12 protein-coding genes are annotated in these 11,585 nt (G+C 65.3%); all 12 read left to right on the plus strand.

All coding sequences use genetic code 11. From position 1 onward, the window contains the following. Positions 1-20: 20 nt before the first annotated feature. The 12 genes from fabG to rnc all read left to right on the plus strand — a co-directional run bounded on the left by fabG (position 21) and on the right by rnc (position 11,562). Positions 21-770, plus strand: coding sequence for a 3-oxoacyl-ACP reductase FabG (fabG, locus tag ACT2FV_RS22335; protein WP_059607041.1), 750 nt, complete (start codon positions 21-23; stop codon positions 768-770). A 144-nt stretch (positions 771-914) separates the two neighbouring features. Further along, positions 915-1,154 carry an acyl carrier protein gene (acpP, locus tag ACT2FV_RS22340; RefSeq protein ID WP_004197638.1) on the plus strand — a complete coding sequence of 80 codons (240 nt, stop codon included), beginning with the start codon at positions 915-917 and terminating at the stop codon, positions 1,152-1,154. Between the two features lie 162 nt (positions 1,155-1,316). Further along, positions 1,317-2,549, plus strand: coding sequence for a beta-ketoacyl-ACP synthase II (gene fabF / locus ACT2FV_RS22345; RefSeq protein ID WP_059607043.1), 1,233 nt, complete (start codon positions 1,317-1,319; stop codon positions 2,547-2,549). A gap of 11 nt (positions 2,550-2,560) precedes the next feature. Then, complete coding sequence (locus ACT2FV_RS22350) at positions 2,561-3,025, plus strand: protein YgfX (RefSeq protein ID WP_124623327.1); 465 nt, start codon at positions 2,561-2,563, stop codon at positions 3,023-3,025. Between the two features lie 91 nt (positions 3,026-3,116). Beyond that, positions 3,117-3,716, plus strand: a complete 600-nt coding sequence (gene rpoE / locus ACT2FV_RS22355; RefSeq protein WP_006752490.1) for an RNA polymerase sigma factor RpoE — start codon at positions 3,117-3,119, stop codon at positions 3,714-3,716. A gap of 88 nt (positions 3,717-3,804) precedes the next feature. After that, positions 3,805-4,422: a sigma-E factor negative regulatory protein gene (locus tag ACT2FV_RS22360; protein ID WP_059523722.1), complete on the plus strand. Its 618-nt coding sequence runs from the start codon at positions 3,805-3,807 to the stop codon at positions 4,420-4,422. A gap of 5 nt (positions 4,423-4,427) precedes the next feature. Beyond that, entirely contained in the window at positions 4,428-5,480 is a 1,053-nt protein-coding gene (locus ACT2FV_RS22365) for a MucB/RseB C-terminal domain-containing protein (RefSeq protein ID WP_059607047.1), read from the plus strand. Positions 5,481-5,496: 16 nt separating this feature from the next. Next, positions 5,497-6,996 (plus strand): DegQ family serine endoprotease, encoded by a 1,500-nt coding sequence (locus ACT2FV_RS22370; protein ID WP_226113944.1) that lies wholly within the window; start codon positions 5,497-5,499, stop codon positions 6,994-6,996. Positions 6,997-7,003: 7 nt separating this feature from the next. Continuing rightward, on the plus strand, positions 7,004-7,240 hold the full coding sequence (locus ACT2FV_RS22375; RefSeq protein WP_174906976.1) for a glutaredoxin family protein: 237 nt from the start codon (positions 7,004-7,006) through the stop codon (positions 7,238-7,240). A 217-nt stretch (positions 7,241-7,457) separates the two neighbouring features. Next, positions 7,458-9,251 carry a translation elongation factor 4 gene (gene lepA / locus ACT2FV_RS22380; protein ID WP_059607053.1) on the plus strand — a complete coding sequence of 598 codons (1,794 nt, stop codon included), beginning with the start codon at positions 7,458-7,460 and terminating at the stop codon, positions 9,249-9,251. 16 nt (positions 9,252-9,267) lie between these two features. Then, the gene (lepB, locus tag ACT2FV_RS22385; RefSeq protein ID WP_444504816.1) at positions 9,268-10,161 is read left to right on the plus strand and encodes a signal peptidase I; all 894 of its coding nucleotides are present in this window, start codon (positions 9,268-9,270) and stop codon (positions 10,159-10,161) included. Positions 10,162-10,314: 153 nt separating this feature from the next. Then, a complete protein-coding gene (gene rnc / locus ACT2FV_RS22390; protein WP_151048374.1) occupies positions 10,315-11,562 on the plus strand; it encodes a ribonuclease III in 1,248 nt (415 codons plus the stop codon). Positions 11,563-11,585 lie beyond the last annotated feature (23 nt).

Genomic DNA, 11,585 nt, shown 5'->3' on the forward strand with positions numbered 1-11,585 from the left:
AAGAGACGGATATTCGATTCATGGAAAAGACTCTCGATAAACAGGTCGCGATCGTGACCGGCGCGTCTCGCGGCATCGGCCGGGCGATCGCGCTCGAACTCGCGCGCCTGGGCGCGACGGTGATCGGCACGGCGACGAGCGAATCGGGCGCCGCCGCGATTACCGCAGGGTTCGCGGAAGCGGGCGTGACGGGCCGCGGCGCGGTGCTGAACGTCAACGACGCGGCGGCGGCCGAAGCGCTGATCGACGCGACCGTGAAGGAATTCGGCGCGCTCCACGTGCTCGTCAACAACGCCGGGATCACGCAGGACCAGCTCGCGATGCGGATGAAGGACGAGGACTGGGACGCGGTGATCGACACCAACCTGAAGTCGGTGTTCCGCCTGTCGCGTGCAGTGCTGCGCCCGATGATGAAGGCTCGCGGCGGCCGTATCATCAACATCACGTCGGTGGTCGGTTCGGCCGGCAACCCGGGGCAGGTCAACTATGCTGCCGCGAAGGCCGGCGTCGCGGGCATGACCCGTGCGCTCGCGCGCGAGATCGGCAGCCGCGGCATCACGGTGAACTGCGTCGCGCCGGGCTTCATCGACACCGACATGACGAAGACGCTGCCGGAAGAACAGCAGACCGCGCTCAAGACCCAGATTCCGCTCGGCCGCCTCGGCAGCCCGGAAGACATCGCCCATGCCGTCGCGTTCCTCGCATCGCCGCAGGCCGGTTACATCACCGGCACGACGCTGCACGTGAACGGCGGCATGTACATGTCGTAACGGTTTTCGTTTACCATCCGCGCCGTATCCCGTTTTTCAGGCGGATAGGCGCTTGATCGACCATCAAGCCAACGCGCGTTTTGGCGTCAGCAAACCTGATAAAATGCGCGCACTTGTAAATCTGAACTTTCCCTCGGAGGGGTAATGGATAACATCGAACAACGTGTCAAGAAGATCGTCGCTGAGCAACTGGGCGTCGCAGAAGCCGAGATCAAGAACGAAGCATCGTTCGTGAACGACCTGGGCGCGGACTCGCTCGACACGGTCGAACTGGTGATGGCGCTCGAAGACGAGTTCGGCATGGAAATCCCGGACGAAGAAGCAGAGAAGATCACGACCGTTCAGCAAGCGATCGACTACGCTCGCGCAAACGTCAAGGCGTAAGCGCCTTTCGCGCTTGTCTGCCACGTCGCCGCGATCTTCGCGTTTGACGCGCCATCCTGCCGGCAACCGCGCCGGACGGACTAACAGCCACAGGGCTCGCAGGGCTGGTTCCTGTGGCCACTGTGGCTTTTGTTTTTGTCATCCAATGGAAAAGAGGTTACCGTGAGCCGCCGTCGTGTTGTCGTTACAGGCCTGGGGCTGATTTCGCCTGTTGGCAATAATGTTGCCGACGGCTGGGCCAATCTCGTCGCCGGCAGGTCCGGCATCGCCACCGTCACGAAGTTCGATCCGTCGAACCTTGCCGTGCATTTCGCGGGTGAGGTGAAGGGTTTCAGCGCCGAGGAGTACATTCCGGCGAAGGAAGCCCGCAACATGGATACGTTCATCCATTACGGCATCGCAGCCGGCGTCCAGGCAATCCGGGACAGCGGCCTCGAAGTGAACGAAGCCAATGCGGAACGCATCGGCGTGCTGGTCGGCTCCGGCATCGGCGGCCTGCCGATGATCGAAGACACGCACCAGACCTACGTCGATCGCGGCGCGCGCCGGATCTCGCCGTTCTTCGTGCCGGGTTCGATCATCAACATGATCTCGGGTCACCTGAGCATCATGTTCGGCCTGAAGGGCCCGAACCTCGCGGTCGTGACGGCCTGCACGACCGGTCTGCACAGCATCGGCCTCGCGGCGCGCCTGATCCAGGCCGGCGATGCCGACGTGATGGTCGCGGGCGGCGCCGAATCGACGGTGTCGCCGCTCGGCATCGGCGGCTTCGCGGCCGCGCGTGCGCTGTCGACCCGCAATGACGATCCGGCCACTGCGTCCCGTCCGTGGGACAAGGACCGCGACGGCTTCGTGCTGGGCGAGGGTGCAGGCGTCATGGTGCTCGAGGAATACGAGGCGGCGAAGGCGCGCGGCGCGAAGATCTATGCGGAAGTCTCGGGCTTCGGCATGACTGGCGATGCGTACCACATGACCGCGCCGAACATGGACGGTCCGCGCCGCTGCATGGTTGCGGCACTGCGCGACGCCGGCGTGAACGCGGACGAGGTTCAGTACCTGAACGCGCACGGCACGTCGACGCCGCTCGGCGACAAGAACGAGTCCGACGCGGTGAAGGCAGCCTTCGGCGAGCATGCGTACAAGCTCGTCGTGAACTCGACGAAGTCGATGACGGGCCACCTGCTTGGTGGCGCGGGCGGTCTCGAGTCGGTGTTCACGGTGCTGGCGCTGCACAACAACGTGTCGCCGCCGACCATCAACATCTTCAACCAGGACCCCGAGTGCGATCTCGATTACTGCGCGAATACCGCGCGTGACATGAAGATCGACGTTGCCGTGAAGAACAACTTCGGCTTCGGCGGTACCAACGGCACGCTGGTGTTCAAGCGCGTCTGACGCCGAATCGCTTGACGAGTCCATTCGATGCTCCGGCCGGGCGTCCGCAGCGCTTTGCGTTGCGGGCCTCGGCCGTGTCGTATGTCGTGCTGGCCGTGTTCGTCGCGGCGGCTGCCGCGTCCGCGTACCTGTTCTGGGCGCCGCGGGCCGGTGCTGCAGCCGGCGCGTGCGTGTCCGCGGCGACGGCTGCGCTGCTTGCCGTGTGTGCCGCGCGGGCCTGTGCCCGTCGGCTGCCGGCCGAGCTGCGGATCGATGCATTCGGGGAGATTGCGGCGTTTGGCCGCACCGGGCGCTTGCTGGCCCGGGGCCGCGTGACCGGCCATGCACACTGGAGCAGCCTGCTGCTCGTGCTGTCGGTCGGGCAGGGCGCCCGGCGCGCCCGGCCGCTGCTGATCCCGGCCGATGCGCTCGATGCCGCGTCGTTCAGCGCGCTGTCCGTGCTGGCGCGTACCGCGGGCACGGCGGGGCGGGCATGACGGTGGCGCAGTTACCGACCGTAACCAGCGCCCGGCGCCGGAACGCTACAATAACGCTCCGCGTTGCATCCCTAGTTAACGGATTTGTCAGGTGAGTGAAAAAGAAATCGATCAGGCTCTGGTCGAGCGCGTACAGAAAGGCGACAAGGCAGCGTTCGAACTCCTGGTCTCCAAATACCACCGCAAGATCATTCGGCTGATCTCGCGCCTCGTGCGGGATCCCGCCGAGGTCGAGGATGTGGCCCAGGACGCGTTCATCAAGGCGTATCGTGCGCTGCCGCAATTTCGCGGCGAGTCGGCGTTCTACACGTGGTTGTACCGGATTGCCGTCAATACGGCGAAGAACTACCTTGCGACGCAGGGCCGCCGGGCACCGACCTCCACCGAGGCCGATGCCGAGGAAGCGGAAACTTTCTCCGACGCAGACCAACTAAGGGATATCAACACGCCTGAGTCGATGTTGATGAGCAAGCAGATTGCCGAGACGGTCAACGCTGCAATGGCCGTCCTGCCCGAAGAACTGCGCCAGGCGATCACGCTGCGCGAGATCGAGGGCCTGAGCTACGAAGAGATCGCGGAAATGATGGATTGTCCGATCGGGACGGTCCGGTCGCGGATCTTCCGGGCGCGCGAGGCAATTGCTGCGAAATTGCGTCCGCTGCTCGATACGCCCGAAGGCAAGCGCTGGTAAGCGCGACGGGCGCAACGAAGCGGGTCGGGGTCTAGTTACGGATAGAGTCGTGAAGTCACGACGGGGTGTGTGCAAGATGGGGAGCATCATGGGGTCGGTCAATACGCAGTCGCAGGCGTGCTCGCGCGGCGAGCGCCTTTCCGCTCTGGTCGACGGTGAACTGTTCGACGGCCCGGATCACGGGCAGTTTCTGGCTGAGCTCGACCGCGCGGATCGCGCTGCGTGGGCCCATTACCACCTGATCGGCGATGCGCTGCGCTCGGACGAGCTCGCGCTGTCGCCCGCGCTGAGCGTTGCGTTCACCGCGCGCATGTCGGCCGCGCTCGAAAGCGAGCCGCACCTGCTCGCGCCGGCCGCCGCGCCGGTCGCGCGCAAACTGCTGTCGCTGCGCCGGCGAGTCGTGCCCGCGTTCGCGGTGGCCGCCGCGGCCGCCACGCTGACGTGGATCGTCGTCCCGCAGATGCAGACGGCCGGCGCGCCGGGCGCCGTCCAGGTCGCATCGACAGGCGCACCGCAGAACGGCAACCTGCAGCGCGTGACGGTTGCGCAGGCATCGGCGCAGCCGGGTCTGCAGGACGTCAACATCATCCGCGACGCAAGTCTCGACCAATACCTTGAAGCGCACCAGCAATTCGCGCAGCAGCCCGTCGTCACGGGCTCGATGCCGCTGATCCGCGCTGCCGTGACCACCACGCCAGGCCAATAAACCCGATGCGGACATTGCAGTTGAATCACGCCATCTCCGGATGGAAGCGGCTGCCGGCCCTCCTGCTTTGCGCAGCCGCCCTGTTGTCCGTCCAATCCCTCACAGCCAGCGCCCAGCAACCGGACGATCCCGTCGCGACCCGCAAGGGTGCGGCGGATTGGCTCGATCGCATCCAGCAGGCGGCGCAGCAGCAGAGCTACGAGGGTACGTTCGTCTACCAGCGCGGCGGCTATGTCCAGTCGTCGCGTATCGCGCATGTGGCGTCCCGCGACGGCGAGTTCGAGCGGATCGAATCGCTCGACGGCAAGCCGCGCAAGGTTTTGCGGCACAACGACGAGTTGTACACGTTCGTTCCCGAGCGCAAGTTGTGCGTGGTCGAGCGCCGCCAGACGCGCGATTCGTTCCCTGCATTGCTCGGCGCGGGCGGCGAGCACGTGATGTCCGTTTATGACGCGAAGCTGCTCGGCAAGGACCGTGTGGCCGGAGTCGACGCGCAAGTGGTCGAACTCGTACCGAAGGATGCGTACCGGTTCACGTACAAGCTGTGGGCCGACACCCGCACCGGGCTGCTGCTGCGTTCGCAGACGCTCGACGCGAGCGATCACGTGCTCGAGCAGGTCGCATTTTCGCAAGTGCAGACAGGCGGCACGGCCGGCGACAAATCCGCGATTGCGGCCGGCATGCGCAACCTGAGCGGCTGGACGGTCGTCCGCCCGCCGGTCGCGACGGTCGACATGGAAGCGCAGGGCTGGCAGATCGCACCGACCATCGCCGGATTCCGGAAGATTCGCGAGGTGCGCCGCCCGATGGCCGCGCGCGACGCCGGTGATCCGCCGATTCCGGTCGATCAGGCCGTCTTCACCGACGGCCTCGCGACGATCTCCGTCTTCATCGAACCGGCCGAAAAGAACACGCGCAAGGAAGGTGCGGGCAGCACCGGCGCGACCCACGTGCTCGTGAAGCGTCGCGGCGACTACTGGATCACCGTGCTCGGCGAAGTGCCGCCGGCCACGTTGCAGCAGTTCGCGTCTGCCATAGAATACAAGGCTTCCAAGTAACGCTACGGCTTTCGACATGACGAAACTCACGCTGCGCAAAGTGTTCGCGGCGGCGGTGCTGTTTGCCTGCCTGCCGCTTGCCTCGCATACCGCTGCCGCTGTCACGCCTCCTGCAGCCAGCCTTCCCGACTTCGCCGATCTGGTCGAGAAGGTCGGGCCGGCTGTCGTAAACATCCGGACCACCGCGAACGTGCCGACGCCCGGGCCGCGCGGCGTGCTCCCGCCGGGCTTCGACAACGGCGACATGTCGGAATTCTTCCGGCGCTTCTTCGGCATTCCGCTGCCGCAGGCGCCCGGTGGCGGCAACGGCAATGGCAACCCGAAAAACGCGCCGGCGCCAGACAATCCGCCCGACACCGAGCAGAACCGTGGCGTCGGTTCGGGCTTCATCGTGTCGGCGGACGGCTATGTGATGACCAACGCGCACGTCGTCGACGACGCTGACACCATCTACGTGACGTTGACCGACAAGCGCGAATTCAAGGCGAAACTGGTCGGCGTCGACGACCGCACGGACGTCGCGGTCGTCAAGATCCAGGCGTCGAATCTGCCGGTCGTCGCGATCGGCGATTCGAACAAGGTGCGCGTCGGCGAGTGGGTCGTCGCGATCGGCTCGCCGTTCGGCCTCGACAACACCGTGACGGCCGGCATCGTGAGTTCGAAGAGCCGCAACACGGGCGATTACCTGCCGTTCATCCAGACCGACGTCGCGGTGAACCCCGGCAACTCGGGCGGCCCGCTGATCAACATGCAGGGCGAGGTGATCGGCATCAACTCGCAGATCTACAGCCGCACCGGCGGTTTCATGGGCATTTCGTTCGCGATCCCGATCGACGAGGCGATGCGCGTGGCAGACCAGCTGAAGGCGACCGGCAAGGTCACGCGCGGTCGCATCGCGGTGGCGATCGGCGAAGTGACGAAGGACGTGGCCGACTCGATCGGGCTGCCGAAGGCGGAAGGCGCGCTCGTCAGCAGCGTCGAGCCGGGCGGTCCGGCCGACAAGGCGGGCATTCAGCCGGGTGACATCATCCTGAAGTTCAACGGCCGGCCGGTCGATGCGGCGTCGGATCTGCCGCGCATGGTCGGCGACACGAAGCCGGGCACCAAGGCGACCGTCAGCGTGTGGCGCAAGGGTCAGGCGCGTGATGTGCCGATCACGATCGCCGAGACGCCGGCGGAGACGACGGCGAAGGCCGAGCAGCGCAAGAATGTGCCGCAGAAGCCGCGCCAGGCCAATTCACTCGGCTTGACGGTCAGCGACCTTTCGGCTGACCAGCTGAAGTCGCTGAAGCTGAAGAATGGCGTGCAGATCGACGGCGTCGACGGTCCGGCGGCCCGTGCGGGCTTGCAGCGCGGCGACATCGTGCTGCGCGTCGGCGACACCGACATCACGAGCGCGAAGCAGTTCGCCGACGTGACCGCGCAGTTGGATCCGCAGAAGGCGGTCGCGGTGCTCGTGCGGCGCGGCGACAACACGCAGTTCGTGCCGGTGCGCCCGCGCCCGATCCAGAAGTAACGCGCCGATGTTCACGCTCTACGGCCGCGGCTGGTGCCATCTGTGCGACGACATGCGCGATGCGCTGGCGCCCGTGGCGGCCGAGTTCGGCGTTGCCGTCGACTACGTCGACATCGACGCCGATCCGGCGCTCGTCGCCCGTTACGACGAGGACGTGCCGGTGCTGTTGCTGGACGGCACGGAGGTGTGCCGCCACCGGTTCGACGAGGCGAGGGTGCGCGGCGCGCTAACGGCGCGGCGCTGAATCTGGCCCCGCCGCCGGCCGCGCCCTGCGCGGAGTTTCGGTGCGAGTCTACCCGCCAAGGCCTCCGGCAGGGTGCCCTGACCGGGCGTCCTCGACCAGACGTCCCAAATTACCGCCCGGCAAAGGCCTTTTCGGCTAAAATAAGCCGTTTTTTCACCGACTTACAAGGCGTGCTCCGCAGTCGTCGAGCGCGCCTTTTTCGCTTGATCGGCACTGAATGGATCATATTCGCAATTTCTCGATCATCGCGCACATCGACCATGGCAAGTCGACGCTCGCGGATCGCATCATCCAGGTATGCGGCGGCCTCGCCGACCGTGAAATGGAAGCGCAGGTGCTCGATTCGATGGATATCGAGCGCGAACGCGGCATCACGATCAAGGCGCAGACGGCGGCACTGTCCTATCGCGCCCGCGACGGCAAGGTCTACAACCTCAACCTGATCGATACGCCGGGGCACGTCGACTTCTCGTACGAGGTCAGCCGTTCGCTGTCCGCGTGCGAAGGTGCGCTGCTCGTGGTCGACGCGAGCCAGGGCGTCGAGGCGCAGACGGTCGCGAACTGCTACACGGCGATCGAGCTCGGCGTCGAGGTCGTGCCGGTGCTGAACAAGATCGACCTGCCGGCGGCGAACCCCGAGAACGCGATCGAGGAGATCGAGGACGTGATCGGCATCGACGCGACCGACGCGACGCGCTGCAGCGCGAAGACGGGGCTCGGCGTCGAGGACGTGCTCGAAGCGCTGATCGCGAAGGTGCCGCCGCCGAAGGGCGATCCGGCCGCGCCGCTGCAGGCGCTGATCATCGATTCGTGGTTCGACAACTACGTCGGCGTCGTGATGCTCGTGCGCATCGTCAACGGCACGCTGCGCCCGAAGGACAAGATCAAGATGATGGCGACCGGCGCGCAGTATCCGGTCGAGCACGTCGGTGTATTCACGCCGAAGTCGCGCAATCTCGAATCGCTGTCGGCCGGGCAGGTGGGCTTCATCATCGCCGGCATCAAGGAACTGACGGCCGCGAAGGTCGGTGATACCGTCACGCACGTGACCAAGGCCGCCACCGAGCCGCTGCCGGGTTTCAAGGAAGTGAAGCCGCAGGTGTTCGCGGGCCTCTATCCGGTCGAGGCGAACCAGTACGACGCGCTGCGCGAGTCGCTCGAGAAGCTGAAGCTCAACGACGCATCGCTGCAGTACGAGCCGGAAGTGTCGCAGGCGCTCGGCTTCGGTTTCCGCTGCGGCTTCCTCGGGCTGCTGCACATGGAAATCGTGCAGGAGCGGCTCGAGCGCGAATTCGACATGGATCTCATCACGACCGCGCCGACGGTCGTCTACGAGGTCGTGCAGAGCGACGGCTCGACGATCATGGTCGAGAACCCGGCAAAGATGCCGGAGCCCGGCCGCATCGCCGAAGTTCGCGAGCCGATCGTCACCGTGAACCTGTACATGCCGCAGGACTACGTCGGGTCCGTGATCACGTTGTGCGAGCAGAAGCGCGGCTCGCAGATCAACATGCAGTATCACGGCCGCCAGGTGCAGCTCACGTACGAAATCCCGATGGCCGAAATCGTGCTCGACTTCTTCGATCGGCTGAAGTCGGTGTCGCGCGGTTATGCGTCGATGGATTACGAGTTCAAGGAATACCGCACGTCGGACGTCGTGAAGGTCGACATGCTGATCAACGGCGACAAGGTCGATGCGCTGTCGATCATCGTGCACCGCTCGCAGTCGCAGTATCGCGGCCGTGAAGTGGCCGCGAAGATGCGCGAGATCATTCCGCGCCAGATGTACGACGTGGCGATCCAGGCCGCGATCGGTGCGCACATCGTCGCGCGCGAGAACATCAAGGCACTCCGCAAGAACGTGCTCGCGAAGTGCTACGGCGGCGACATCACGCGAAAGAAGAAACTGCTCGAGAAGCAGAAAGAAGGTAAGAAACGCATGAAGCAGGTGGGTTCGGTCGAGATCCCGCAGGAAGCGTTCCTCGCGATCTTGCGCGTCGAAGACAAATAACAGGACTGATCCTTTTATGAATTTTGCGCTGATTCTTTTTGTGCTCGTCGTCGTGACGGGCGTAGCGTGGGTGTTGGACAAACTGGTGTTCCTGCCGCGGCGACGCAAGGCGGCCGATGCGGCGATCGAGGAGTTCGATCGCCAGCAGTCGCGCATCGACAAGCGTTTCGCGGACGAAAACGCGGGGCAGACGCGTTCGAAGCTGCGCGACGAAAAGCTGCGTCAGCCGTGGTGGCTCGAGTACACCGCGAGCTTCTTCCCGGTGATCCTGGCCGTATTCGTCGTGCGTTCGTTCGTCGTCGAGCCGTTCAAGATCCCGTCGGGCTCGATGGTGCCGACGCTGCTGGTCGGCGACTTCATCCTCGTCAACAAGTTCGAATACGGCCTGCGCATGCCGATCACGAACACGAAGATCACGCAGGGCAGCCCGCTGTCGCGCGGCGACGTCGTCGTGTTCCGTTATCCGAAGGACGAGTCGGTCGACTACATCAAGCGCGTGATCGGCCTGCCGGGCGACACGGTCGCTTACCAGGACAAGCTACTGACGATCAACGGCCAGCCGGTGCCCGAAACGCCGTTGCCGGATTTCTTCGACGACGAGCGCCAGAACTACGCAAAGCAGTTCGAGGAAACGATCGGCAACAAGAAGAACGCGATCCTCAACAACCCGGCCGTGCCGCCGTTCGTGATGGGCGCCTACGATTATCCGTATCGCGACAACTGCACGTACAACAGCCGCGGCGTGATCTGCAAGGTGCCGCCGGGCCACTACTTCATGATGGGCGACAACCGCGACAACAGCGCCGACAGCCGCTACTGGGGTTTCGTGCCGGACAACAACATCGTCGGCCGCGCGTTCTTCATCTGGATGAACTTCGGCGACCTGAAGCGCATCGGTTCCTTCAACTGATCGCGTTCGACTCGCACGCAATACGCGACGCACGGGCCGCGTCGCGTATTGCCGATCTACTTTAAGAACCGGCGGTAACACCGCCTCGTCACGCCTTTTCGCGTCCGGCCGTGCCGTTTCGGCCCGACCGGCGCCCGCGTTATACTCCTGCACATGCCCCTATCCCAGTTGGAAAGCCGGCTGCGCTACGAATTTCGCAATGCGGAATTATTGCGCCAGGCTTTGACCCATCGCAGTCACAGTGCCACGCACAATGAACGGCTCGAGTTTCTCGGCGATTCCGTTCTGAATTGCGCGGTGGCCGCCCTTTTGTTCCAGCGTTTCAGCAAGCTGGACGAAGGCGACCTGTCGCGCGTGCGCGCCAACCTCGTCAAGCAGCAGTCGCTCTACGAAATTGCTCAGGCCCTGAATATTTCGGAAGGGCTGCGGCTGGGCGAGGGCGAATTGCGCAGCGGCGGCTTCCGTCGCCCGTCGATCCTCGCGGACGCGTTCGAAGCCATCATCGGGGCGGTATTCCTCGATGGCGGCTTCGAAGCCGCCCAAGGGGTCATCAAGCGCCTCTATATCCCGATTCTCGACCACATCGATCCGCGCACGCTCGGCAAGGATGCGAAGACGCTGCTGCAGGAGTACCTGCAGGGGCACAAGATCGCGCTACCGACCTATACGGTCGTCGCGACTCATGGTGCGGCGCACAATCAGCAGTTCGAGGTCGAGTGCACGGTGCCGAAGCTCGACGTGAAGGTGTCAGGCTCCGGCGCGAGCCGGCGGGCGGCCGAGCAGGCTGCCGCGAAGAAGGCGCTCGACGAGGTGCTGGCGGCCGCGCCGATGCTGGCCGCGAAGCCGAAGCGTTCGAAGAACGCACGCGGGTCGAAGCACGTCGAGCCTGAAATCGTGCCGGGCGTGAAGGGCGTGCAGGAAGCACTCGACCTGCGTTCGCCGGAACGAAAGGAGCGTGCGACGACGCGCGACGCGAAGGCGCCTGCTGCCGGGTCGGCAGCGACCGACGCCGGCGCACACACGACCGAGCGGCCGACGCAGGCGCCGATGGCCGCGATTCGCGCGGCGCATGTGGAAACGGCCACGGACAAGGCCGACCGGCCCCCGAAGCCGATGGCCGACAAGCCGGCCGACAAGGCGTCTGAGAAGCCGTCGGATCGCAACGAAGCCGGCTCGCGCGCGACGGACAAGCACGCGGAAGCCGCACCCCGTGCAGCCGACAAGCAGGCGGGCCAGGCGGCCGATCCGGCCGCGTCCACCGACAAGCCCGCTGCCGGTTCAGACGCCGCTTCGCGTGCAACGTCGCGTGCCCGCGACGCCGCGGCGCCCGGCACCGAGACGCCGCAGGGTGGCGCAAGCCTCGCTGCCGCGCAGGCGCGCGTGGCCGATGCCGACCACTGAATTGCCCCTCGATCGTGCCGCGC

It is taken from the genome of Burkholderia sp. PR2 (genome assembly GCF_052372875.1).
Lineage (GTDB): Bacteria > Pseudomonadota > Gammaproteobacteria > Burkholderiales > Burkholderiaceae > Burkholderia > Burkholderia diffusa.

Coding starts and splice junctions, on each gene's coding strand:
- fabG (WP_059607041.1), top strand. CDS start 21: ATGGAAAAGACTCTCGATAAACAGGTCGCGATCGTGACCGGCGCGTCT.
- acpP (WP_004197638.1), top strand. CDS start 915: ATGGATAACATCGAACAACGTGTCAAGAAGATCGTCGCTGAGCAACTG.
- ACT2FV_RS22360 (WP_059523722.1), top strand. CDS start 3,805: ATGGGGTCGGTCAATACGCAGTCGCAGGCGTGCTCGCGCGGCGAGCGC.
- ACT2FV_RS22365 (WP_059607047.1), top strand. CDS start 4,428: ATGCGGACATTGCAGTTGAATCACGCCATCTCCGGATGGAAGCGGCTG.
- ACT2FV_RS22370 (WP_226113944.1), top strand. CDS start 5,497: ATGACGAAACTCACGCTGCGCAAAGTGTTCGCGGCGGCGGTGCTGTTT.
- ACT2FV_RS22375 (WP_174906976.1), top strand. CDS start 7,004: ATGTTCACGCTCTACGGCCGCGGCTGGTGCCATCTGTGCGACGACATG.
- lepA (WP_059607053.1), top strand. CDS start 7,458: ATGGATCATATTCGCAATTTCTCGATCATCGCGCACATCGACCATGGC.
- lepB (WP_444504816.1), top strand. CDS start 9,268: ATGAATTTTGCGCTGATTCTTTTTGTGCTCGTCGTCGTGACGGGCGTA.
- rnc (WP_151048374.1), top strand. CDS start 10,315: ATGCCCCTATCCCAGTTGGAAAGCCGGCTGCGCTACGAATTTCGCAAT.